At 55.6% G+C, this 23277-nt stretch carries 20 protein-coding genes, 2 pseudogenes, 1 riboswitch and 1 other annotated feature; of the genes and pseudogenes, 7 read left to right on the forward strand and 15 right to left on the reverse strand.

The genetic code is table 11. The features are described from left to right. Positions 1-24 precede the first annotated feature (24 nt). The 4 genes and pseudogenes from A0V43_RS12050 to pepV form a co-directional block, all read right to left on the reverse strand. Positions 25-963, reverse strand: a complete 939-nt coding sequence (locus A0V43_RS12050) for a hypothetical protein (protein ID WP_063193173.1) — start codon at positions 961-963, stop codon at positions 25-27. Between the two features lie 11 nt (positions 964-974). After that, the gene (thpR, locus tag A0V43_RS12055; RefSeq protein WP_063193174.1) at positions 975-1553 is read right to left on the reverse strand and encodes an RNA 2',3'-cyclic phosphodiesterase; all 579 of its coding nucleotides are present in this window, start codon (positions 1551-1553) and stop codon (positions 975-977) included. Next, a pseudogene (gene malA / locus A0V43_RS12060) lies at positions 1550-2733 on the reverse strand (maltose permease). Before malA ends, thpR begins: the two are co-directional and overlap by 4 nt. 68 nt (positions 2734-2801) lie before the next feature. Further along, a complete protein-coding gene (gene pepV / locus A0V43_RS12065; protein WP_236930815.1) occupies positions 2802-4118 on the reverse strand; it encodes a dipeptidase PepV in 1317 nt (438 codons plus the stop codon). 347 nt (positions 4119-4465) lie between these two features. Here pepV and A0V43_RS12070 point away from each other — a divergent pair, with 347 nt between their 5' ends. Continuing rightward, on the forward strand, positions 4466-4687 hold the full coding sequence (locus tag A0V43_RS12070; protein WP_008880936.1) for a DeoR family transcriptional regulator: 222 nt from the start codon (positions 4466-4468) through the stop codon (positions 4685-4687). 95 nt (positions 4688-4782) lie between these two features. Here the strand turns inward: A0V43_RS12070 and A0V43_RS12075 are convergent, their stop codons facing one another. Further along, positions 4783-5529, reverse strand: a complete 747-nt coding sequence (locus tag A0V43_RS12075) for a pseudouridine synthase (protein WP_063193175.1) — start codon at positions 5527-5529, stop codon at positions 4783-4785. Between the two features lie 103 nt (positions 5530-5632). On the opposite strand from A0V43_RS12075, the gene A0V43_RS12080 reads away from it, so the two are divergent. Then, the gene (locus A0V43_RS12080; protein WP_063193176.1) at positions 5633-5845 is read left to right on the forward strand and encodes a hypothetical protein; all 213 of its coding nucleotides are present in this window, start codon (positions 5633-5635) and stop codon (positions 5843-5845) included. A 200-nt stretch (positions 5846-6045) separates the two neighbouring features. On the opposite strand, the gene A0V43_RS12085 is transcribed toward A0V43_RS12080, so the two are convergent. After that, positions 6046-7671 (reverse strand): putative polysaccharide biosynthesis protein, encoded by a 1626-nt coding sequence (locus A0V43_RS12085; protein WP_063193177.1) that lies wholly within the window; start codon positions 7669-7671, stop codon positions 6046-6048. Between the two features lie 113 nt (positions 7672-7784). Between A0V43_RS12085 and A0V43_RS12090 the strand changes: the two genes are divergently transcribed. After that, complete coding sequence (locus tag A0V43_RS12090; protein ID WP_063193178.1) at positions 7785-9095, forward strand: BaiN/RdsA family NAD(P)/FAD-dependent oxidoreductase; 1311 nt, start codon at positions 7785-7787, stop codon at positions 9093-9095. Positions 9096-9287: 192 nt separating this feature from the next. On the opposite strand, the gene A0V43_RS12100 is transcribed toward A0V43_RS12090, so the two are convergent. From A0V43_RS12100 to A0V43_RS12125, 7 genes and pseudogenes are all read right to left on the reverse strand, one after another. Then, a complete protein-coding gene (locus tag A0V43_RS12100; protein WP_008880941.1) occupies positions 9288-9467 on the reverse strand; it encodes a sporulation protein Cse60 in 180 nt (59 codons plus the stop codon). Between the two features lie 115 nt (positions 9468-9582). Then, positions 9583-9735: pseudogene (locus A0V43_RS19160) on the reverse strand (M4 family metallopeptidase); the annotation flags it as partial. A gap of 389 nt (positions 9736-10124) precedes the next feature. Further along, positions 10125-10439, reverse strand: coding sequence for a rhodanese-like domain-containing protein (locus tag A0V43_RS12105; RefSeq protein ID WP_063193179.1), 315 nt, complete (start codon positions 10437-10439; stop codon positions 10125-10127). Positions 10440-10496: 57 nt separating this feature from the next. Next, positions 10497-12914 carry a leucine--tRNA ligase gene (leuS, locus tag A0V43_RS12110; protein WP_063193180.1) on the reverse strand — a complete coding sequence of 806 codons (2418 nt, stop codon included), beginning with the start codon at positions 12912-12914 and terminating at the stop codon, positions 10497-10499. A gap of 74 nt (positions 12915-12988) precedes the next feature. After that, positions 12989-13210: a binding site (T-box leader), on the reverse strand. Between the two features lie 91 nt (positions 13211-13301). Continuing rightward, positions 13302-14501, reverse strand: coding sequence for an MDR family MFS transporter (locus A0V43_RS12115; RefSeq protein ID WP_063193181.1), 1200 nt, complete (start codon positions 14499-14501; stop codon positions 13302-13304). 210 nt (positions 14502-14711) lie between these two features. Then, the gene (locus A0V43_RS12120; RefSeq protein ID WP_013144424.1) at positions 14712-14876 is read right to left on the reverse strand and encodes a hypothetical protein; all 165 of its coding nucleotides are present in this window, start codon (positions 14874-14876) and stop codon (positions 14712-14714) included. Between the two features lie 18 nt (positions 14877-14894). After that, positions 14895-15158 (reverse strand): YtzC family protein, encoded by a 264-nt coding sequence (locus A0V43_RS12125; protein ID WP_011232317.1) that lies wholly within the window; start codon positions 15156-15158, stop codon positions 14895-14897. A 428-nt stretch (positions 15159-15586) separates the two neighbouring features. Between A0V43_RS12125 and A0V43_RS12130 the strand changes: the two genes are divergently transcribed. Beyond that, on the forward strand, positions 15587-16174 hold the full coding sequence (locus A0V43_RS12130) for a tRNA 5-(aminomethyl)-2-thiouridylate-methyltransferase MnmM (RefSeq protein ID WP_063193182.1): 588 nt from the start codon (positions 15587-15589) through the stop codon (positions 16172-16174). A 57-nt stretch (positions 16175-16231) separates the two neighbouring features. Here A0V43_RS12130 and A0V43_RS12135 read toward each other — a convergent pair whose 3' ends face one another. Beyond that, positions 16232-17341: a tetraprenyl-beta-curcumene synthase family protein gene (locus A0V43_RS12135; protein WP_015375658.1), complete on the reverse strand. Its 1110-nt coding sequence runs from the start codon at positions 17339-17341 to the stop codon at positions 16232-16234. A 338-nt stretch (positions 17342-17679) separates the two neighbouring features. On the opposite strand from A0V43_RS12135, the gene A0V43_RS12140 reads away from it, so the two are divergent. Then, positions 17680-18228: a gamma carbonic anhydrase gene (locus A0V43_RS12140; protein ID WP_013144421.1), complete on the forward strand. Its 549-nt coding sequence runs from the start codon at positions 17680-17682 to the stop codon at positions 18226-18228. Between the two features lie 22 nt (positions 18229-18250). Here A0V43_RS12140 and metK read toward each other — a convergent pair whose 3' ends face one another. Further along, entirely contained in the window at positions 18251-19462 is a 1212-nt protein-coding gene (gene metK, locus A0V43_RS12145; RefSeq protein WP_014196594.1) for a methionine adenosyltransferase, read from the reverse strand. A gap of 129 nt (positions 19463-19591) precedes the next feature. Next, positions 19592-19706: riboswitch (SAM riboswitch) on the reverse strand. Positions 19707-19924: 218 nt separating this feature from the next. Between metK and pckA the strand changes: the two genes are divergently transcribed. Beyond that, positions 19925-21511 carry a phosphoenolpyruvate carboxykinase (ATP) gene (pckA, locus tag A0V43_RS12150; RefSeq protein ID WP_015375659.1) on the forward strand — a complete coding sequence of 529 codons (1587 nt, stop codon included), beginning with the start codon at positions 19925-19927 and terminating at the stop codon, positions 21509-21511. Between the two features lie 377 nt (positions 21512-21888). Continuing rightward, positions 21889-23136 carry an MFS transporter gene (locus A0V43_RS12155; protein WP_063193183.1) on the forward strand — a complete coding sequence of 416 codons (1248 nt, stop codon included), beginning with the start codon at positions 21889-21891 and terminating at the stop codon, positions 23134-23136. Positions 23137-23277: the final 141 nt, after the last annotated feature.

Below are 23277 nucleotides of genomic sequence, written 5' to 3' on the forward strand. Positions count from 1 at the left end.
CGCCCTATCGATGCACAGATGTTTCTATTGTTGCCCTTCCTCGCCGCTCATATTCTCGTCTTGCCGGCGGTCGTAAAAGCTGGCGCAATGGCGAAGCAGCGCCTCAGCCGCTTTCAGCTGCCCGTGCCGAAGCGGGAGAGCGGAGCGGCGCAGGCGGGAAAACCACTCGTCATAATTTCGCTTATCAATATAGCGGATAAACGGAAAAAGACCGCCGCTGTCAATGTAGCCGGAGCGGTTTAACAGCACGAGATGGATCGGCCAATCGACCCCATGTTTGCGAAAAATCTCCGAAACGATCTGCTCCGTCCGCCGCAGCGACACGACCGGGTTGACCAGCCTCGTTTCGTTCGTTCCGGCCTGTTCCACCCAAAACCGGCCGGTTGACGCCTTGACGATGTTGTCCGGCCTTCCTTCGACAAAGGCAATGCACCAGAGCGCGGATGGCGTCAACATCATCGTCTCCAGCTCCACCGGCGCCTTGCCGACCATCGCCACCGGCCGGTAAAAGCATAAATGCGTATCCGGAAACCGTTGCAAAAAATATTTCAACGTCTCATCGCCATACACGGCTTCATCGAGGGAGGAAACGTACATCATCGTGGAACTCGCCCATTTCAGCTGCAACTCGAACAACTCATCCAAAAACTGCTGTTTCAATTCCTCCAGAGTAGCCGCCGGACGAGCCATCGGCGCAAGAGAAAACGTCTCTTCTTCCGTAAGCGCGGCACGGCGGCGCCATCGTTTCGTCAGCCGTTCCCACCATGACGGTTTGTCAAGCCAAACATCCCACGTCTCGCCCGTTTCAAGCCATCCGCTCTCCTCAGCCGTTCGTTCGGCTTGCCACCGCGCTTTTGCCTGCTCCCATTGCCGCTGCTTGAGCCGGATGAATTCCGGTACATAATAGTACACATCCGTTTCGTAACGGGAAATGCAATCCATGAGTTTCACGAGCTGTCCCATTGTTTCACCTGCTATTCCCGGTCATTCATCGGCGCGCCAAGCAACGGGAACACGGCGATCGCTTCGTACTTCGGCGTCCGTTCCATATTCGTCCGATACAGCACGATCTCAGGCACCGAAAACACCACCTTGGCCGCGGCAAGCGAACGGAGGCGATCCGGGCGAAACGGTTCGGCTCCCTGCCATTTGCGGGCGATCGTAATATGCGGGGCAAACGGACGCCGGTCCAAGGAAAACCCAAGCTTCATGCACGCTTCATACACGTCGCGCCGCAATCCATTCAACGCTTCTTCCGTTTCGACTCCTTGCCAAAAAACGCGAGGCGCCGTCCGCTCTCCGAACGTCCCAAGCCCGGCAAGCGCGAGGGAAAACGGGGCGCTTTTGGCGGCGACGGCGGCCATCGCTTCGCACAGCGGCGCCATTTTTTTCGGCGGCACATCGCCTAAAAACGCGAGGGTGATATGATAGTCCTCTTCATGCACCCATGTGCGAAACGGCAGCGACAACGCCGCATCCCCCGAAAATCGGGCAATGGCTTGTTTCGCTTCAGACGTCAGCGGAACAGCGATAAAATAATGGCTTCGTTTCACTTCTCTTCACCTGCCGTTCGTTCTCGTTTTGCGAGCAAAAGGAGCACGAGCACACCCACGATCGTGCAGATGCTAAAAAACAAGTAGACAGCGCCGATTTGCCAACGCTCAAACAAATATCCGCCCGCCAGCGTGCAAAACCACGCGCCAAGGCCATTGCCGACCGCTGAGTATAACGCCACGGCCGTCGCCTGCACCCGCTCCGGCGCCAAGCGGCGCGCATATTGAAGCGCCGTCGGGATCGCCAGCCCGACCGAGCAGCCTTGGACGACCGTCGTTACATACACAAACCAAAGAGGCGGGTCGACCGCGTACGACAGCCAGCGAACCGCGGAGATGAGCGCAGCCAATAGAAGAAGCCGCACCATGCCGAAACGGCCGATGAGCCGATCCGCCGCTTTCATAAACGGCGCCTCGCTGCCGGCGGCAAACAAAAAGGCGAGGCCGATGCCAGTTAACGTCCCGCCCAACTCATGAATGAGCAGCCCGAAATACGAGTTATTGGCCAAAATCGGACCAAACAGCAAAAATGTTGCGACAAGCAGGAGCTGAAACGAGCGGACGGACAGCAGCCGGCGCACATCCCGAAGCGTCAACGCCCCCGGCGCCGCCATCGGGTAGCGCGGCAGGCGGGCGGCCAAAACCAACGCGGCCAGCAGCGCCAGCGAAAAGGCGTAAAAAATGACCGCAAACGCGACATGATCGGACAGCCATCCGACAACCAACACGGCCGCGGCAAACCCGATCGATCCCCAAAGCCGAATCGCTCCGTAGTTTCCGCCCGAGCGGCGCACATGATGAAGAGCGATGCTGTCGGAGAGTGGAACGATCGCGCTTTGCGCCGCCGACAGCAGCACGGTCAAGGCGACGAACACCCGGTAGCTTCCGGCCAGCGAATAAAGAAGCCCAAACAGCGCTGTCACCCCGAGCGCCAGCGTCAACAGTTCGACCGGTTTGCGCGTATAATCGGCCGCCGTGCCCCAAAGCGGCTGGGCCGCCATCGTCACGATCGGGGGAAGCGACATGATCCAGCCGATCGCCGCCCCGAAAGGCGCGCCTCTTCTTGCAAATAGACGGACAAAAGCGGAAACAAAGCGCCAAAAGCAAAAAAGATCAAAAAATAAAAGAGCGGAAACACCTGTTTTCGCACCGCCGCCTCCCGTTTGAACGCCGCTTCCATCCCGTCCCCCCTTTCGTTCAAACAACGCCCGCCCCGCTCTCTTTTTCGCCGGGGCGGCGGACCGCCGTTTATTTCGCCAGCTCGTAAATCGCCTGCGCGTAAATGGCCGTCGCTTTCACCAAATCGTCGATTTCGATATACTCATCTTTCTGGTGGGCGACATCCGGACGGCCCGGAAACAACGCGCCAAACGCCACCCCGGCGGTCAAGGCGCGGGCGTATGTGCCGCCGCCGATGGCCAAAAGCCGGGCCGGCTCGCCCGTCTGCTCTTCGTAGACGCGCTGAAGCGTGCGGACAAGCTTGTGGCTCGGGTCGATATAATGCGGCTTCGTATCGCTGAACCGGCTGAGCGCGAATCCATGTTCAGCCGCGGCGCCAGCGAGCGTCCGGCGGATCGCCTCGCCGTCGGCCGTCACCGGATAGCGGATGTTCAGCCCAATCGTTCCGCCATGCCGCCGGTCATACGACAGCACCCCGACGTTGACGGTCAAGTCGCCGCTTTGTTCGTCGCGATACGCAAGGCCAAGCCGCCGGCCGCGGGCATCGCCGAAAAAGGCGGAGGCCACAAACTGAACGAACGGCCGGCTTCGGCCATCGAGCGGAAGCGACGCCAAAAACTGCGCCAAATAGACGCCGGCGTTTTTGCCGCGCTCCGGCTCGGCGCCATGAGCGGACACCCCTTCCAATTGAAAGACGACGTCCCCTTCGCTTTGCCTGATGCTCCCCTTTACGCCGCGCTCCCGGCAAAACTGTTCATAGAGGCCAAGCAGCTCCTCCGTCCGTCCCGCTCCTTCCACCACCGCTTCGGCCGCATCCGGCACCATATTGTAGCGGCGCCCGGCTTGGAATGAGGCAAGCGCGAGCCCTTCCGCCTCCGCCGATTCAAGCGGGCGGTACGACAAATCGGCGTCAATGATTCCTTTTTCGGCATGAATGATCGGAAAATCAGCATCCGGCGCAAATCCGACCTCCGGTATTTCTTCATGACGGAAATAATGCTCCACACACCGCCAGTCGCTTTCCTCATCGCCCCCGATGATAAGCCGCACCCGCTTGCGGAGCGGCAAGCCGAGTTCTTTGACGATTTTCAAGGCGTAAAACGCCGCGACGGTCGGCCCTTTGTCATCGATCGCCCCGCGCCCGTAAAGGCGGCCATCGCGCACCTCAGCGGCAAACGGATCCATCGTCCAGCCGTCCCAGGCGGCACGACGTCGATATGGCCGAGCACGCCGACAAGTTTCTCCCCATCCCCATTTCGATATGCCCGGCAAACCCGTCCACATTTTTGACGCGAAACCCTTCCTCCCGGCCGCGGCGAAGCATATGCTCAAGCGCCTCGGCCACCTTGGGCCCAAACGGCGCGCCCGGCTGCGCCTGCTGATCATCGCGGACGCTCGGAATGCAGACAAGCGCTTGCACGTCGCGGACAAGATCGTCTTTTCGTTTCTTCGCTTCGTTCATCCAGTCGATGTTCAACGCCATTCTTCCTTTCCTTATTCAACACCCTTTGTTGCCAACGTATCATATCAAAAACAGGAAGTCAAAATGTTTCATTCGTTGCAAATCGATTTCCGTTTCATGACAAAATGTTGAAATTTTTCGTGAATAGAGGCAACCGGGTAGCATTTTCCCTCTCATTTCGTGTACAATGGTAGTAAACAGACAAAGACATCTCTCATCTGCTAGCGGTCGGTTGTGCCATGCGAATGATGCTAAGATAGGGAGTGGTCTTTTGAAACCTTCAACACATCGGATGCTTACCCGCATCAAGTCCGTGTATATGTACATTAGCGAAAAAGGAACGGTTACGACCCAAGAGCTTGTTGATGAGTTCGGCACCACCCCACGAACGATCCAGCGCGACTTAAACGTGCTTATGTACAACGATCTCGTTCGCAGCCCAAGCAAGGGCAAATGGACGACCACAAACAAAAAAGTGCGCATCTCTTCGTAAACCCGGTGCCAATAGGGTAGGCAAGATGGGAGATGAACGCAAACCATTTTTCCACAGATGAATATCCACTATTTTTCCATAAAAAAGGAACCGCGTCAGGTTCCTTTTTTTTCGTCCGTCTCTGGCCGGTATTGCTTCAACATGTTCACCTCTTCGTCCGTCAATTCCCGATACTCGCCGACGGCCAAATCCGTGTCAAGGGCGAGCGGCCCCATTTGAATTCGTTTTAAATAGACGACCCGCTTGCCGACCGCTTGGAACATCCGCTTCACTTGATGGAACTTCCCTTCGGTGATCGTTACCTCGACATCGGAACGAAGGCCGGATTTCAACACAACGAGCTTGGCCGGCTTTGTTTCATAGCCGTCATCAAGGACGACGCCGCGCTGAAACGCCGCGACATCCGCTTCCGTCACTTCCCCGTCCACGACGGCAAAATACGTTTTCGGCACGTGTTTTTTCGGCGACAACAGTTGATGGGCGAGCTGGCCGTCATTCGTCAAGAGCAGCAGCCCTTCCGTATCTTTGTCAAGCCGCCCGACCGGAAACGGGGAAAATGCCCGGTCTTCTTCTTCAAGCAAATCGACGACCGTCTCTTCCACGGCATCTTCCGTCGCGGAAACGACCCCCGAAGGCTTATTCATCATCAAGTAAATGAATGGCTTGTACTCGACCGTTTCTCCCCAAACGGTCACGATTTGCTCATCCGGCCGCACTTTCGTTTTCGCATCACGAACCGGCGCGCCGTCCACTTTCACCGCTCCGGACTTGAGCAGCTTTTTCACTTCCTTCCTCGTCCCATACCCCATATGGGCGAGCAGCTTGTCAATGCGCAGCTCCACAAATCTCCCTCCTAAAAATATGGCCTTCATTAGGCGTTCATCTAGTCCGCTTCCGCCTTCCCCCATACACTGTGAAGGAAACATCAAGAAGGGGGATTTGCCGATGAATGAATATTACTATTATGTCCCAACGTTGGATGATTACCGTCAACAGCCGCCAGCCAGCCAATTTTGGCCCGGATACCCAGGCGGGCCATTCACCAACTGGGCGCGGCGCATCGAACGGCTTGAGCGGGCCGTCGAACGGCTCGACCGCCGGCTCGACCGGGTGGAAAGCCGCCTCGATCGCATCGAACGCCGGCTCGGCCTGTCGTAAGCGAAATGGAGAAAGAAGGCGGGGACGACCGCCTTCTTCTTTTTTTGCCGCAAGCCGAACGGCATGGGGGAGGGCGAAAAACAGCCGTCGTCGAACCCTTTCGCTCGGGCGCCGCGATGTTCGCAAGAAGCGCCGTCCGCCGGGCTCCCGGCCTAAATGAGCCGCTTCTAGGAAACGGCCGATCCCCCATACACCCTTGTCTACGATACCGCCTTTTTCTCTTTCCGGCGCCAAAACGCAAACCGGTCGCCAAACAGCGCCGAAAACAACCCGGAGCGGATGCTGAGAAACAAGTAGACGGACGCCCCGACCGCTGCGCCGATGGAAACAGCGCCCACCGATTCAGCGGTGCCGGCGCGGTAATCGATCCATCGGGACGCCAGCGCCTCGACCCCCATAACCGCCGCTGACATCACCGCCGTCAAGATGGCCATAAACGCCGTCCGGCGGGCGACAAACCGATAGCGGTAGCGCGTGCGGCGCTGAATGACCCATAAGTTGAACGCCACCGAGACGAAATAGCCCGCCATCGTGGCCACAATGGCCCCGACGGCCGACCATTTCATAATGAGCGGCGTGTTGAGCAAAAGCTTCACAAGCAAGCCGGCTGTCAAACTGACGACCGTAAACCGCTGCTCGTTGATGCCTTGCATGATCGCCGCCGTCACAGAAAACAAAGCGTACAAAATCGCCGCCGGCGCGTACCAGCGCAACACTTGTTCACCAAGCGGATCATAGCTGTAAAACGAGCTGTACACCGGCCCTGCAAGCACCGCCATGCCAATCACCGCCGGGAGCGTTAAAAACATGAGCACTTGAAACGTCTGGTTCAAATATTGCCGCAGTGCTTTCCGATCTTGCGCGACATACGCTTTCGTAATCGTCGGGATGAGCGCCAAGCTGAACGAGGTCGCGAGCGTCACGGGGATGATGACGAGCTTTTGCGCCCACATGTTGAACACGGAATACGCGTGCTCCGAGATGTTCCCGCGGCCCGCCGCCGCCATCGCGTGATTGAACGTAAACTGATCGACGAGCTGGTACAGCGACATCGACAAGCCGACAAAAACAAACGGAATCGAAGAAAGAAGCAGCTCTTTATACATCGCCAAAAGCGGCACGTCCGCTTCGCCGCGGTCACGCGCAAGCAGCGACTGCAAATACGGACGCCGCTTCCACCAATAGACAAGCAACACCAAAAGCCCCGCCGCCGCCCCGACAAACGCGGCAAACGTCGCCGCGCTCACAGCGGAGACGATCGAGCCGTCCATCAGGCGCAAAATGACGTAGCACGCCCCAAGCAAAAACGCGATGCGCGCGATTTGTTCGACGACTTGCGACAGCGCCGTCGGGCCCATCGACTCATGTCCTTGGAAAAATCCGCGGATCAAGCTCATCACCGGCACGATGAGGAGCGCAAAGCTGACCGCGCGGATGACGGCCGTGACGTCGTCGACCGAGTTGACGTTCGTTTTCGCATCGATGACGTGCGGCGCCAAGATGGGCGCCAGGGCGTACAAAATGAGCCATGAGGCGATGCCGCTTGCGATCATCAAGACAAGGCCGGAGCGAAAGAGCCGATAGCCGACGCCGTATTCCCCAAGCGCGTTGTATTTCGACACAAACTTTGACACCGCCACCGGCAGCCCACCGGTCGCCAAGCTCAAAAAAATTTGGTACGGCACATAGCCGTATCCGTACAGCGCCCCGCCGCGCTCGCCGACAAGATGGTAAAACGGGATGACGTAAAATAAACCAAGAAGGCGAGAAATCATCACGCCAGCCGTTAAAATAAACGTGCCGCGCAGCAGTTTCGATGTTGACATATGACCCCTTCCCTAGCCATGGACGTTGAAAATGACAACGTATCTATTTTACCATAGTTGTCAATGGAACGAAAAATATCGGCCACGCGCAAAAAAGAAAGGGTGGAATGAACATGGGATACGACGTCATCATCATCGGCGGCGGACCGTCCGGATTGATGGCGGCGATCGCCGCCGGTGAGCAAGAAGCGAAGGTGCTGCTGTTGGAAAAGGGGACGAAGCTCGGCCGCAAGCTCGCCATCTCGGGCGGCGGGCGCTGCAACGTCACGAACCGGCTGCCGATTGACGAGATCGTCCGCCACATCCCCGGCAACGGCCGCTTTCTGTACAGCGCCTTTTCCGTATTTAACAATGAAGACATCATCCGCTTTTTTGAGCGGCTCGGCGTGCCGCTCAAGGAGGAAGACCACGGCCGCATGTTCCCGAAAAGCGACAGCGCCCAGTCGGTCGTCGACGCGCTTGTTCGCGAATTGTCGCGCCTTGGCGTCGATGTTCGGCTTGAATCGCCAGTGGCGGACGTGTTGTATGAACAAGGAAAAACAGTCGGTGTCACGCTGAAAAGCGGGGAGACGATCCACGCCCGTGCGGTTGTCGTCGCCGTCGGCGGCAAATCGGTGCCGCAAACCGGCTCAACGGGCGACGGCTATCCGTGGGCGGAAAAAGCGGGCCACACGGTGACCGAATTGTTTCCAACCGAAGTTCCGATCGTCTCGCATGAGCCGTTCATCAAAGAGCGGACGCTGCAAGGCTTGTCGCTGCGCGACGTCGCGTTAAGCGTCTTAAAGCCGAACGGCAAGCCGATCATCACCCACCGGATGGATATGCTGTTTACGCACTTCGGCATTTCCGGCCCAGCCGCCCTCCGCTGCAGCCAGTTTGTCGTTAAGGCGTTGAAAAAAGTGGCGGACGGCGCGGTCGAAATGAGCATCGACGCGCTTCCGGACGTGACGCAGGAAGAACTGTTTCAACAGTTCGCCAAGCTGTGCAAAGAGGAGCCGAAAAAGGCGATGAAAACGATCGCCAAAACGGTGCTTCCCGAGCGGTACGCCGTCTTTTTGCTCGAGCGGGCCGGCATCGACCCGCACGCCTCTGCCGGCACGGTCGGCCATGAGGCGCTGCGGGCGTTTGTCCGACAGTGCAAACAGTTTACCTTTTACGTCCACGGCACGCTGCCGCTTGAGAAAGCATTCGTCACCGGCGGCGGCGTGTCGGTCAAAGAAATTGAGCCGAAAACAATGGCCTCCAAATGCATGGCCGGCCTTTACTTTTGCGGGGAAATTTTGGACATTCACGGCTACACGGGCGGCTACAACATCACCGCCGCCCTTGTCACCGGGCGGCTCGCCGGCGTGAACGCCGCCCGCTATGCATTGGCGGAAAAAAACGGGGCGAGCGGCTCCGCGGGGCAGACAGCAACGAATTGACCGCCGTCCTCATGCCCCTCGGGTGCTCCGGGGCGTTCGCTGACATTCCGACAACGCCCGTCTTCAAGGCGGGCGATCGCAAAATTTCGCCGCCTGAAATGGAAATGCCGCAACGAAAAAAGCGTCGCCCGCTTTGGGGGGATCAGCACGAAAACGGCCAAAGAATCCCACAGTCTGGAGCCGTGTGAAGTGTCAAGTCCGGTAAATGACCATGGCGGAAAAACAGTAGATTTGCTCGCCTTCCGATTCCATCGCCGCCACGCTGTACTTGACATCGATCAACTGTCCGTCTTTCAATCGGGCTAAAAAATCATTGACCGCCGCTTCCAAATCTTTTTCATGCTCTTTATCAAACACTTTCACTTTGTACATCGCCATTCCCCCGTTTTCTTTTTCCTTTTCCACGCATTTAGGGAAAATCCTGCCCACAAAAGGCGTCACGCGCCCCCGAACAGCGGGACGCGTGACGTCAGAAACTTCATTCGTCTTAATACACGCCAACCGCATTGAACGCCTGTTTCACCGAGTTGACTTCTTGGCTTGTCGACCCGTACAAATCAGCGGCCGCTTGCACGCAGGCGGCGCGCAGCTGGCTGAAGTTCGACGTCGGCGTCAAATAGTAGACAAGCGCCCAGTAGAAACTTTCATCAAGCGGGCGAATTTCAAGCGGTCGCCGAGTTTCAACAGAGAGCTCCTCCTTCGAACAAGTGTCTGATTTTACCGAAAATTATATCCTTTCCTTTTTTTTCTTGCATCACACTTTGGTACTAAAACAAAATGGAAAAAGCGCCCCAAAAAGTTGGGACGCTTTTTCGCTCCTACCCCGCAAGCGGACCGGGGAAGCGCAAACCGCCGACGCATGAAAAGGCCCGCGGCAGCCAGCCATTCCTCTGCCTCTTGACTGAACGGGGCCGTTCGGATGGATCCATTTCCCATCCGCTGACACGTTCCGTCGTTTTGGTCTCGACAAAAACGGGATCACTTGGATGACGGCCCGCCGCCATGTCCTGTTCTTTGAGCCGGAAGCGCTTATCGCTTCGGCACCGTTTCGCCTTCCCACTCGAGCATGCCGCCCGTCATGTTGCGGACGCGATAGCCGAGCTCTTGCAAGTAGCGGCAAACGTTTTCGCTCCGCCGCCCGGAGCGGCAGACGAAAATATATTCTTCGTTGCGGTCGAATTCCTCAAGCCGATCGGGGATGTCACCCATTTTGATATGCTTCGCGCCGGGGATCATGCCGAGGGCGACTTCCTCGTCTTCGCGCACATCGACAATGTTCAGCTTTTCGCCGCGTTCGAGTTTTTCTTTCACTTCAGCCGGCGTGATTTCCTCGATCTCTTCCATGGCAGATCGACCCCTTTCGTTGGTGGATCAGGAGCGGGCCGAAGCCCGCCCTCATCATTAGTTGGCGACGATATTGACGAGCTTGCCGGGGACGGCGATCACTTTGCGCACCGTTTTGCCCTCAAGCTGCTCTTTGATTTTTTCATCGGCGAGCGCCCGCTCCTCGAGCGCTTCTTTTGGCAAGTCAACGGGCACGTGCAAACGCGACCGCACTTTGCCGTTGATTTGCACGACGATTTCCACGACGTCCTCGACAAGCTTCGTTTCATCATACGTCGGCCACGGTTCATAGGCGATCGTGTCCGTGTGGCCAAGCTTTTGCCACAGCTCCTCGCCGATGTGCGGGCAGACCGGCGACAAGAGCTTGACGAAGCCTTCCATGTATTCTTTTTTCATTTGCTCCGCTTTGTACGCTTCGTTGATGAACACCATCAGCTGCGAAATGGCGGTGTTAAAGCGGAGCGCTTCATAGTCTTCCGTCACTTTTTTCACCGTTTGGTGATAGACGCGCTCGAGCGTATCGTTCGCCGGTTCGTCGACAATGTTCGGGTTCAGTTCGCCATTCTCGGTGACAAAGAGTCTCCAGACGCGGTCGAGGAAGCGCCGCGCCCCGTCAAGCCCTTTCGTCGACCAAGCGATCGACGCCTCAAGCGGCCCCATGAACATTTCATACAGCCGCAAGGTGTCGGCCCCATGGCTTTCGATGATGTCGTCCGGGTTGACGACGTTGCCTTTTGATTTGCTCATTTTTTCGTTGTTTTCGCCTAAAATCATCCCTTGGTTGAACAGCTTTTGGAACGGTTCTTTCGTCGGCACGATGCCAAGGTCATAAAGAAACTTATGCCAGAAGCGGGCATAAAGCAAATGCAGGACCGCGTGCTCCGCCCCGCCGATGTAGACATCGACCGGCAGCCACTTTTTCAGCTTTTCCGGATCGGCGAGCTGCTTGTCGTTGTGCGGGTCGATGTAGCGCAAATAATACCAGCAGCTTCCGGCCCATTGCGGCATCGTGTTCGTTTCGCGCCGCCCTTTTTTTCCGGTTTTCGGGTCGACAACATTGACCCATTCTTCGATGTTGGCCAGCGGCGACTCGCCCGTTCCCGACGGACGGATTTCATCCGTTTTCGGCAACACAAGCGGCAATTCCTCTTCCGGCACCGGCGTCATCGTGCCGTCTTCCCAATGGATGATCGGAATCGGCTCTCCCCAGTAGCGCTGGCGGCTGAACAGCCAGTCGCGCAGCCGGTACGACACTTTTTTCCGCCCTTTGCCGTGCTCCTCAAGCCAGGCGATCATTTTGTCGATCGCTTCCTGCTTGTTCAAGCCGTTCAAAAACTCGGAGTTGATGTGCTCCCCGTCGCCAGTGTACGGTTCTTTTTCGATATTCCCGCCGGCGACGACTTCTTTCATCGGCAAGTGGAATGTTTTCGCAAACTCGTAGTCGCGCTCATCGTGCGCCGGCACGGCCATGATCGCTCCGGTGCCGTAGCTCATCAAGACGTAGTCGGCGATCCAAATCGGAAGCCGATCCCCGGTGACCGGGTGAATGGCGTACGCGCCGGTGAACACGCCCGTTTTTTCTTTCGCCAAATCGGTGCGCTCAAGGTCGCTTTTGCTTTGAATTTCCTTTAAGTAGGCGTCAACGGCTGTCTTTTGCTCCGGCGTCGTGATTTTCTCAACGAGCGGATGCTCCGGCGCCAAGACGGTGTACGTCGCGCCAAACAGCGTATCCGGACGCGTCGTGAACACGGTGAATGTTTCGTCATGGCCGTCGACGGCAAACTCGATTTCCGCTCCTTCCGAACGGCCAATCCAGTTGCGCTGCATCTCTTTAATGCTTTCCGGCCAGTCGAGCTCTTCCAAATCTTCAAGCAGGCGGTCGGCGTAGGCGGTGATTTTCAGCATCCATTGCCGCATCGGCTTGCGGATGACCGGATGCCCGCCGCGCTCGCTCCGGCCGTTGATCACCTCTTCGTTCGCCAGCACCGTGCCGAGCGCCGGGCACCAGTTGACCGGCACTTCATCCATGTAGGCGAGCCCTTTTTCGTACAGCTTCAAGAAAATCCATTGCGTCCATTTGTAATAGTTCGGGTCGGTCGTATTGATCTCCCGGTCCCAGTCGTACGAAAAGCCAAGCGACTTGATTTGCCGGCGGAAATTGTCGATGTTTTTTTGCGTAAACTCCGCCGGGTCGTTGCCGGTATCGAGCGCATATTGCTCAGCCGGCAGCCCGAACGCGTCCCAGCCCATCGGGTGAAGGACGTTGTACCCTTGCATCCGCTTCATGCGCGCCAAAATATCGGTCGCCGTATATCCTTCCGGATGGCCGACGTGCAAGCCGGCGCCGGATGGATACGGGAACATGTCGAGAACGTAAAACTTCGGCTTGTCATCATCATCGGGCGTGCGGAACGTTTTGTTTTTCTCCCAATAGTCCTGCCATTTTTGTTCAATTTCGCGGTGGTTGAAGCTCATCGCAGCACTCCTCCTATCAAGTTCTACTTGCATCATTGACGAAAATATGTACAAAAAAACCCCCCATCCCCACGCAAAGGGACGAGAGGCGCGCTTCCCGCGGTACCACCCTTTTTGGCGCGCCAAACGGCGCACCCGCTTTCTTCCTTAACGCGGATGGACGGCCGGCGCTGTCGATGACCGTTCGCGCCGGCAACTCCGAGGCGAGTTCACGGGCCGACTTCGGTTGACTCGCACCATCCGTCAACTCTCTGCCGTCCGTCGGGCCCGCTACTATTCCTCTTCACCGTTATTCGCCTTATTCGCACATGAATCGACCGATGAGTGGACAGAATGACAAATTTATTATTATTTTAAAAAATTTGTCGATCAATTGCAAGCCGAAATCTATACGGAAGCCGCGGTTTTTTCATCCGCGTTCTCCGTCCGCTTCGACAGCCGACGATCATGCAAAAGCGCGGCCAGCACCGCCAATAAGGCAAACAATGCTAACATCATGATGAGCAGCTTCATTCCAAACAGATCGGCGACCGAGCCGCCGATGACCGGTCCGATCATCCGTCCGGCCGTGGCCGTTCCGTTGACGATTCCTTGGTACAACCCGGCCTTCCCCGGCGGCGCCCATTCGTTCACCGCGGCCGGAATCGCCGGCCAGACGATCATCTCGGCGATCGTGAGCACCATCATGGACGCGGCAAACTCTGCAAACGAATGCGCCCCCAATAGCATGGCAAACGAAACGGCGAAAATCAGAAAACCGATCACGATTTGCCGCTTCAACGTCGGCATGAAGCGGCGGATGACCGCTGACAACAGCGGCTGGGCCAAGACGATCAACGCGCCGTTGATCGTCCAAAGCAAACTGTACTGCCCGACCGGTATCCCGAGCTCGCGCGTATAGGCGGCGATCGTCGTCGACCATTGGACATAGCTCAACCAGCACAGTCCATAGCCGGCGCAAAGAAGGACGAGGGCGCGGATGTGTGCCCGGGACGCCTCGTCCCCCGTCCGGCCCTCCCGCTCTTTTTTCCGCCGCGGCGGCAGCGGAACGCGGCGCAGCCCAGCCGCAACCGTAAACAAAAACGCGGCATACAACAAAAGGTTGGCGAAAAAAACGAGCGAGAACGAATATGAAGCAACAAGCCCGCCAAGCGCCGAACCGACGGCGACGCCGATGTTTTGCGCGACATACAAGGCGTTGAACGCCCGCCGCCCCCCTTCCGGCCAAATCGCCCCAGCGTACGCCGACGCCGCCGGAAAGACGACGCCGCTGCCAACGCCGACAAACGCCAAAAACACCGCATAATGCGGCCAACCGTGCCAAACGCTTAAGCCGGCAAGCGCGGCCATCGTCAACACCGCCCCGGCCAACAAAACGCGAAAACCGCCGATCCGGTCAAACAAAAAGCCGCCGGCCAAGCTGCCGATGACGCTTCCCCCAGAGTTGAGCATGAGCACGACACCAGCGACAGCGAGCGGCTGGCCGAGCTGTTCGTGCAAATAGATCGTGTTTAGCGGCCATAGAAACGACGCCCCTGTCACATTGAGCGCCATGCCGACAAGCAGCCACCAAAGAGCGCGGGGCATCGGTCATCATCCTTTTCTGGCTTTTATTTTGAGTTCCGAAATAATTGTAGGGGAAAACAGGAAAAAATGCAATCAAAAAGGCGGAGCGTTCCAATGCGTCCGCCACTTTTTTGCCAAACTAACTCCCCACGGAAACAATGGCTTTTGAAGCGGGGCTCCTGCGCGAAAAGAAGAACAAGACGGAGCGGCTTCCGGCCCTTTGGCTTGTCGTCACCCGTTCCGCTGCTTGGAGCGGATCGGTTGGCCGCCCGTTTCCTCGTATTGCTTTTTCGCCAGCTTCACCGGGTCAAAGTCTTGACCAAGCTCAAGATCGTTATTGTTTTGGCCGCTAGGTGTTTTTTGTTCCGGATTCGTTTGTTTCAAGCGTCGCTTCATGTCGTGTTCCTCCTCGTTTCAGCGGTCAAGCAAAATCATGTCGTTTTGCAATTGCTCCAGTTGGAGCCGCATCCGATGCAGCTGCTCGCGCTGCTGGGCGTTGCAGCTTCGGGCCAAGTGCGCCAAATCGATGACCGTCTGCTCGAGCATCTGCTGGGCGTTGGTGTATTCGGTGATGTTGTAATGCTCCTGCTTTTGCGCTTCTGTGTATTGCTCTTTCGCGTAGCGGATCACATCTTCACACCGCTGCAAAAATTCCTCAACGGATTGTCTTGTCGCCATGCGCTCACCTCGTTTCGTGATATTCCCTCATGTTTACTATGCGCCGCATAGGCCGGCCGTATCACGCCAATGATTGGCAGCGATCGATTTTCCATGAAGTTTTTGTTACAATGCCGACGTGGGGATCTTCGTTCAGCTCAATCAGGCCGATGTCGGTCAGCTCAAGGTTTTCTGTCACGTCGGCGCAGAGGATGGCGAGGCTTTAGAGGACTGGTGAAAAACGACCGATTTCGCCGAACCCGCTGTTTTCGGCTGAAAGAGAAGCGTTGATGTTACAGGACTTCCCCATTTGAGAAGAAAGTCCGTTTTCCGCGACTTTTCACTAAATCACCAGTCTTTTAGGGAAAAACGATGGCATCCGGCATCTTTGGCGCAGCGACACGCCTGCCAACGTAAACGATGAAACGATCACAAGGAGGGGCCAACCAATGGCTTTGATGAACATTTTGCCGTTTGCCCGCTTTTTGCTTGATCAAGCGGTCAACGAAGGCGACATCGCCGTCGACGCGACCGTCGGCAACGGGCACGACACCGTGTATTTGGCCGAACGCGTCGGGGAGACAGGCCATGTGTTCGGCTTTGACATTCAGCCTGAGGCCATCACCGCCGCTTCCGCCCGCCTCGCGGAACATGGGCTATGCGAGCGGGCGACGTTGTTCGAGCGAAGCCATAGTGAACTGCTTGAGGCGCTTCCCGCCGATGTACACGGGCGCATCGCCGGCGCGGTGTTCAACCTCGGCTATTTGCCGGGCGGCAATAAGCAAATCGTCACCCAGCCGGAATCGACGATCGAAGCGGTCCGCCAGTTGCTTTCCGTCATGAAGCCGGGCGGCGTCATCGTTCTTGTCGTCTACCACGGCCATCCGGAAGGAAAGCGCGAACGCGACGCGCTCCTTGATTACGTCCGTTCTCTTGATCAACGGCGCGTCCATGCCTTGAAATACGAATTCATCAATCGGCAAAACAACCCGCCGTTTTTGCTCGCGCTCGAGAATCGGGCGGATGGGGGCGCCTGATTCCGTCCGATCCGCCGACGAACCACTGCTCTTGCCAATACAAGCAAACGGCCGCCCTTATGAAAAGGACAGCCGTTTTTGCCGCTCCTGCCAAAAGCGGTATGCTTTTCCGTTCCAATAGAAAAACTGCGACGCCGCCCCGCCGGCGCGGACGAGCCGGCGCGCCAGCCGGCGCAGCCCGCGCTGCTTTTTCACCTTGGCATCCGACAAATACAACCCAAGAAGCCCTCGGTGAATAAGGCGGTGAAACTCGCCGTGCGGAAGGGCGCCGACATGGCGGTCGGCCTCTTCGATGAAATGGCAAAGCCGCTCAAGCATCACCGTTTCATTCGGATAGTAAAAGCAAAAGTTTAAATCGCCGCCGTCCCGGTCTTCCTCCTGGTCGATCAAATAGTCGAGCAAAATGTGCAGTCCTTGAATGTACGGAAAATAACCGTCGCGCACTTGTCTCGCCATCTCCGGCGGCAACGATTCGCCAAACGCATAGGCGACGAGGCAGAAAATGCCGAGCGTCGAACCGGAGCAGGCGGAAAACTCATACCATTCCATCGGCGGCAAGGCGTCTTTGTATTGCGCGAACCATTTCTCCAGCCGCGGCACCCGATCGCTCGCTTCGACATGTTTATGCACTTGCAAGTCGCAATAATATCCGGCCAATTCATGCAAAAATGGGGCGATCGTCTCATAATGGCGCACCGTCTCGAGCACCTCTTGGCACGTGCGGACGAGCGCCGGCAAATAGCCGCCGTCTTCCTGTTCGCGGCGATGGCGGTAATAGTTCGACGGCTCCGCGCCGATCGTCAAAGCGTCCGGCATCGAATCGTGCAAGGCGCGAAAGTCGAGCGGATCGAGCGAGGTGCTGCGGTCGCACAAATTATCCAAATAATCGCTGATCGTCTGGTAAGCCACGATAAAGCGGATGCAATCCTCCATGTTTTCTCCGGCCAAGAGCGCCAAAATGGAGCCGCCTTCGCAATGGAACGTTTTCGAAGCGATGCTCGCCAGGGCCTGGCGCCGCAATTCCGGGTCGGGAATGCGCTCGGCCTGGCGCCGCCAATAGGCAAGCTCGCGGTGGACAAGCGGAAGCACGTCACGATACACCATTTTCATCAAGGCGATGGGGTTTTTCGGAATGTTCAATCGGCTCACCTCAGGTGCAAACACCATGGTCTCGTCTCCTAGCATTTCCATCTTATCGGCAACCAAAATCGTTTCGCGTCTGAACAGCCTGCGATCTCGTCTTCCAGTATTGCCATCAATGCGGCCGGGGCAAACCATAAAAGGGTTGGCGATGGAATGAAAAAACCGCTCAACAACGGTTCTTCTCACGTTGAGAAGCTTTGTGAAATCGGATCTTCTTTCCCGATCCCAACCACTCATCGGGCGAAACGAAACGTTTTTCACCAATCCCGACCAGGCGCGCTCACTTTCGTTGGCGATTTGGACGCAGCGTTGTACAATACATGGTGAACGATCGATTTTGCAGCAGAAAGGAACGAACGCCCATGATTTACCCATACAAAGGCAAAACGCCGCAAATTGCCGCCTCCGCCTTTATCGCCGACTATGTGACGATCACCGGCGATGTCGTGATCGGCGAAGAGACGAGCATTTGGTTCAATACCGTCATTCGCGGCGATGTGGCGCCAACGGTGATTGGCAACCGGGTCAATATTCAAGATAACTCAATTTTGCATCAAAGTCCAAACAATCCGCTTATCATTGAAGACGGTGTAACAGTCGGCCATCAAGTCATTTTGCACAGCGCCATCGTTCGCAAAAACGCGCTCATCGGCATGGGCTCGATCATTTTGGACCGCGCGGAAATCGGGGAAGGCGCGTTTATCGGCGCCGGCAGTTTAGTGCCGCCGGGCAAAAAAATTCCGCCCAACACGCTCGCCCTCGGCCGGCCGGCGAAAGTCGTCCGCGAACTGACGGAAGACGACATCCGTGAAATGGAGCGCATACGCCGCGAATATGTCGAGAAAGGGCAGTATTACAAAGCGCTGCAGCAACAGCGGACATCGTGCGCCAACAAAAAAGAGCTGCCGTGATCAGGCAGCTCTTTTTCTTTCATCACTTGTCCGCCAACGCCAGCGCTTGTTCTTTCAACAAGGCGGCTTTGTCGGTGCGCTCCCACGGCAGGTCGATGTCCGTACGCCCAAAATGGCCGTAAGCAGCCGTCTGTTTGTAAATCGGGCGGCGAAGGTCGAGCATTTTGATGATGCCCGCCGGGCGGAGATCGAAGTTGTTGCGCACGACCTCAATCAAAATGTCTTCCGACACTTTGCCGGTGCCGAACGTATCGATCGAAATCGAAACTGGGCGGGCGACGCCGATCGCGTAGGCAAGCTGCACTTCGCATTTGTCGGCCAGTCCTGCCGCGACGATGTTTTTCGCGACATAGCGGGCCGCATACGCCGCCGAGCGGTCGACTTTCGTCGGATCTTTGCCCGAGAACGCGCCGCCGCCGTGGCGGGCGTAGCCGCCGTACGTATCGACGATGATTTTGCGCCCCGTCAACCCAGCATCCCCTTGCGGACCGCCGATGACAAACCGTCCTGTCGGGTTGATGAAATATTTCGTGTTCTCATCAAGCAGCTCTGCGGGCACGACCGGCTTGATGACCTGTTCTTTAATGTCGCGCTCGATTTGCTCTTGCGTAATTTCCGGATGGTGCTGCGCGGAAACGACGATCGTATCGACGCGCACCGGTTTGCCGTTTTCATCGTATTCGATCGTCACTTGCGTTTTCCCGTCCGGCCGCAAGTACGGCAAGACGTCCGTTTTGCGCACTTCCGCCAATCGGCGCGCCAAGCGGTGCGCAAGCGAAATCGGCAACGGCATCAATTCTTCCGTCTCATTGCAGGCGAACCCAAACATCAATCCTTGGTCGCCGGCGCCAATCGCTTCAATTTCCTCGTCAGTCATCTGACCTTCGCGCGCCTCAAGCGCCCGGTTCACCCCCATCGCAATGTCCGGCGATTGTTCGTCAATCGACGTCAGCACCGCGCACGTATCGGCGTCAAATCCGTATTTGGCGCGCGTGTAGCCGATCTCCCGGACCGTATCGCGGACGATGCGCGGAATGTCCACGTATGTTGATGTCGTGATTTCCCCGCTCACGAGCACCAGCCCGGTCGTGACGCTCGTTTCGCAGGCGACGCGGGCGTTCGGATCTTTTTCCAAAATGGCATCCAAAATGGCGTCAGAAATTTGGTCGCAAATTTTATCCGGATGTCCTTCCGTCACAGACTCTGAAGTAAACAAGCGGCGTTTGGCTGACATTCGGTTTGTTTCCTCCTCTTGGCATAATGTGGCGACACGGAACTCATTTCCCTTTTTCCCTTCGCAATATAAAAAACCTTTCCTGTAACGGCTGAGGAAAGGTCATGGCAATCGTATTGCTTCCTTTCACTCTTATCGTTCAAGGACTGCGCCTTGCCACAGGTTAGCACCATTTCACACATGTACAGTTGTGACGGTTGCTGGGCTTCATCGGGCCTGTCCCTCCACCGGCTCGGGATAAGAGTATCCGTTCAATGACTTATCTTATCGCAATGGAATCGGCAAAGTCAACTATCAAAATTCATTTTTTATCATTTCCAGCCGAGAAAATTCTTTCCTCAAGGAAATCGACACATTGGGCAAAATAAAGTTTGAAAAACCCACACAATTAGTATGGACTATTAATAAAAATGTGTTATACTATTTTCAAGAGTGATTTCAAAAAGAAGGCAGGTTTTGAATATGGGGATCGCAAACATGACGAATAAGCTTGATGTATTGCTGCAAAAACCGTACGTGCATCATCAACTGTCCGTCGCCGAGCTCGTCGAGAAAGTCCTGCAGCGGAACGAAGGACGGCTGACGCACACCGGAGCCGTCGCGGTCACGACCGGCAAGTACACAGGGCGGTCGCCGAAAGACAAATACATCGTCGAAGAACCGTCAACGAAGCAAACGATCGACTGGGGAGCGGTCAACCAGCCGATGTCTCCGGAGACGTTTGATAAACTGTACGACAAAGTGCTCGACTATTTAATGAAGAAAGATGAACTGTTCGTGTTTAAAGGCTTTGCCGGCGCCGATCCGAAATACCGGCTGCCGATTCAAGTCGTCAACGAATTCGCTTGGCACAACTTGTTCGTCCATCAGCTGTTCATTCGGCCGAACGCCGAAGAGCTCGCCGTGCATGAGCCGCAATTCACCGTCATTTGCGCGCCGAACTTTAAAGCCGACCCGAAAGTCGACGGCACGCGCTCGGAAGCGTTCATCATCATCTCGTTTGAACGGCGCACCGTGTTGATCGGCGGCACCGAGTATGCCGGCGAAATGAAAAAATCGATTTTCTCGGTGATGAACTATTTGCTGCCGGAACAAGGCATCCTGCCGATGCACTGCTCGGCCAACGTCGGCCAGGAAGGCGACGTCGCCCTCTTTTTCGGCTTGTCGGGAACGGGAAAAACGACGCTCTCGACCGACCCGAACCGCCGCTTGATCGGCGATGATGAACACGGCTGGTCAAGCCGCGGTATTTTCAACATCGAAGGCGGCTGCTATGCGAAATGCATCAACCTATCGCGCGAGAAAGAGCCGCAAATTTTTGACGCCATCGGCTTCGGCGCAGTGCTCGAAAACGTCGTCCTCGATGACGCGACGCGGGTGCCGAATTACGACGACGGCACGCTGACGGAAAACACGCGCGCCGCCTACCCGCTTCAGGCGATCCAAAACATCATCGACCCGAGCGTCGCCGGCCATCCGTCCACGATCGTGTTTTTGACGGCTGATGCGTTCGGCGTCCTGCCGCCGATCAGCAAGCTGACGCGCGAACAAGCGATGTACCATTTCTTAAGCGGCTACACAAGCAAGCTCGCCGGCACCGAACGCGGCGTCACCGAACCGGAAGCAACGTTCTCAACGTGCTTTGGCGCACCGTTTTTGCCGCGCCCGGCCGTCGAATACGCGGAAATGCTCGGGCAAAAAATCGCCGAACACAACGTCCGCGTCTTTTTGGTCAACACCGGTTGGACAGGGGGGGCGTACGGCGTCGGCAGCCGCATGAAGCTCGCCTACACCCGGGCGATGGTGCAAGCCGCCGTCGAAGGGGAGCTCGACAACGTCGAAACAGTCAAAGATCCGATTTTCGGCCTCGCCATCCCAACCCGCGTCCCCGGCGTGCCGGATGACGTCCTGCAGCCGCAAAACACATGGGCCGACAAACAAGCATACGAACAAAAAGCAAAAGAGCTGGCGCAAAAATTCCGCGCCAACTTCCAAAAATTCGCCCACATCGATCCGTCCATCGAAAAACTCGGCGGACCGCTCGTGTAACAAGAATCCGGCCGGACAGGGTATTCCCTGTCCGGCTGTTTTTTATTTCTTTCCGTTGCTTTGGGCCTCCCATTTCGCCTCCTTCCCACGAAAATCGGGAGGATTTTTTCATTCCGATGCCGAACAAATCCTTGACAAACAAGGGGAGTTGTGGTAATAAAAATAGACTCTGCACAAGAATAAGGGGGAGGCTTCCATTGCTTCAGTATATCCATTCGCCTTTAGGAAATTGTTGAAAATCCATCCGCTTTCCTTTGCCCCCTCGCTTGGGGGCGCGACAAAAAGCTCGTTTTATCAAAAACTGAAGAGCTGGCTTTTGGTTCGTTTTTACGATTCCATTACCAATCGTTTCGATGGTCAAAGAGAGGATTGAGGTCATGAAAAAGAAACCATTTCATTTCCTTTGGATCGGACAATCTTTCGCGAATTTCGGAGATGTGTTCTACATTGTCTCCGTTGTCTCTTACCTATATCATTTGACATCGAAAGCCATGGCTGCCGCCTTAGTCCCTTTTTTCGTTACATTGTCGTTATTTATTAGCGGAATCGTCGCACCGATTTTTTTTGAAAACTATAAACAAAAAACGTTACTGTCCTACGGACAACTGTGTAAAACATTTCTACTGCTTTTTCTCTCGCTGTTTTTGCACTGGGGTGCGGAACATTACACTGCGATCGTTTATGTTTTTGTATCATTGATCGCTTTTTTAGACGGGATCACGAATCCGATTAAAAACTCCCTCGTTCCGTTTATCGTTTCCGAGGAGGAAATCTTGAAAGCCAACAGTTTTTTAAACACGTTAGACCAATTTATCAAACTTAGCGCATGGCCGATCGGGAGTTTGATTGTCAGTGTAGGGTCGCCGTTCCTTTTAATCAATATCACTTTATTGTTCTATATCGTTTCAAGCATTCTCATGTTTCTGTTGCCTATACAAGAACATACAAAGAAGAATACGGTCCAAGACAAAGGCCTAAAGAACTTTCTCCTTTCGATCCGTCTGGGATGGGAATACACGTGGAGAAATGTGCACGCGAAATCGATTAGCTTCATGTCATTTTTTGAAGGAATCGGAAATGGCGTCTGGATTTCGGCCATCCTTTATATGTATGTGAAAGAACAATTACATGTAGGAGAGGAATGGTGGGGATATATTAACTCTGTTTTCTTTGGCGGCATGGTGATAGGGGGATTGTTAAGCGTTACGTTTAGTCAATCGGTTGAAAAAAATCAGCAATTTTTTGTATTGTTTGGCCCGTTTTGTATCGCGGTTGTAACGCTTTTGTTTGGGACAACGACGCACGGTGCCCTGGCGCTTCTGTATTCCGTCCTGTATGGGATCATCGAACAATGGAAGGTGATTTGCCTTCAGACGATTTTGCAAAAAAATGCCCAGATGGACGCGCTGCCTCATGTTTTTGCCGTGCAGGGAGTCATTAGTTCCGTAACATTCGGAATTTCCACATTGTTAATGAGCTTTATCGCCGATGTTTACAGTATTCGTTTTTCGTTTTATTTGTCTGTTTGCTGCTTTTTGATCAGCGGCTGGATCAGCTACCGTCAGCGGAAAATCTGGAGTTATAAGGAGAACCAAAAAGGAGAAATCACGGGAACTATTTTGTGAGCCCCCTCTGTAAATGATCACTTTATTTCAGAACAAAGCAAAGGAATCAGTCTTGCTTCATCATATGGCAGAGTGCAAACCGAAGGATTGTTTGCGCTCCTGCCTTTTCAACATTAGAATCAAAACGCCAATCGGGACGAT

The organism is Geobacillus sp. JS12 (assembly GCF_001592395.1).
GTDB lineage: Bacteria > Bacillota > Bacilli > Bacillales > Anoxybacillaceae > Geobacillus > Geobacillus zalihae.

Excerpts from the sequence above, each read along its gene's own strand:
- A0V43_RS12125 (WP_011232317.1), bottom strand. The coding sequence starts at position 15,158 with ATGGCGACAAGACAATCCGTTGAGGAATTTTTGCAGCGGTGTGAAGAT.
- A0V43_RS12050 (WP_063193173.1), bottom strand. The coding sequence starts at position 963 with ATGGGACAGCTCGTGAAACTCATGGATTGCATTTCCCGTTACGAAACG.
- leuS (WP_063193180.1), bottom strand. The coding sequence starts at position 12,914 with ATGAGCTTCAACCACCGCGAAATTGAACAAAAATGGCAGGACTATTGG.
- A0V43_RS12155 (WP_063193183.1), top strand. The coding sequence starts at position 21,889 with ATGAAAAAGAAACCATTTCATTTCCTTTGGATCGGACAATCTTTCGCG.
- A0V43_RS12080 (WP_063193176.1), top strand. The coding sequence starts at position 5,633 with ATGAATGAATATTACTATTATGTCCCAACGTTGGATGATTACCGTCAA.
- A0V43_RS12105 (WP_063193179.1), bottom strand. The coding sequence starts at position 10,439 with ATGGAAGAGATCGAGGAAATCACGCCGGCTGAAGTGAAAGAAAAACTC.
- A0V43_RS12140 (WP_013144421.1), top strand. The coding sequence starts at position 17,680 with ATGATTTACCCATACAAAGGCAAAACGCCGCAAATTGCCGCCTCCGCC.
- A0V43_RS12085 (WP_063193177.1), bottom strand. The coding sequence starts at position 7,671 with ATGTCAACATCGAAACTGCTGCGCGGCACGTTTATTTTAACGGCTGGC.
- A0V43_RS12120 (WP_013144424.1), bottom strand. The coding sequence starts at position 14,876 with ATGAAGCGACGCTTGAAACAAACGAATCCGGAACAAAAAACACCTAGC.
- A0V43_RS12130 (WP_063193182.1), top strand. The coding sequence starts at position 15,587 with ATGGCTTTGATGAACATTTTGCCGTTTGCCCGCTTTTTGCTTGATCAA.
- A0V43_RS12115 (WP_063193181.1), bottom strand. The coding sequence starts at position 14,501 with ATGCCCCGCGCTCTTTGGTGGCTGCTTGTCGGCATGGCGCTCAATGTG.
- A0V43_RS12135 (WP_015375658.1), bottom strand. The coding sequence starts at position 17,341 with ATGGTGTTTGCACCTGAGGTGAGCCGATTGAACATTCCGAAAAACCCC.
- A0V43_RS12090 (WP_063193178.1), top strand. The coding sequence starts at position 7,785 with ATGGGATACGACGTCATCATCATCGGCGGCGGACCGTCCGGATTGATG.
- pckA (WP_015375659.1), top strand. The coding sequence starts at position 19,925 with ATGGGGATCGCAAACATGACGAATAAGCTTGATGTATTGCTGCAAAAA.
- pepV (WP_236930815.1), bottom strand. The coding sequence starts at position 4,118 with ATGATCAGCAGGCGCAGCCGGGCGCGCCGTTTGGGCCCAAGGTGGCCG.
- metK (WP_014196594.1), bottom strand. The coding sequence starts at position 19,462 with ATGTCAGCCAAACGCCGCTTGTTTACTTCAGAGTCTGTGACGGAAGGA.
- A0V43_RS12100 (WP_008880941.1), bottom strand. The coding sequence starts at position 9,467 with ATGTACAAAGTGAAAGTGTTTGATAAAGAGCATGAAAAAGATTTGGAA.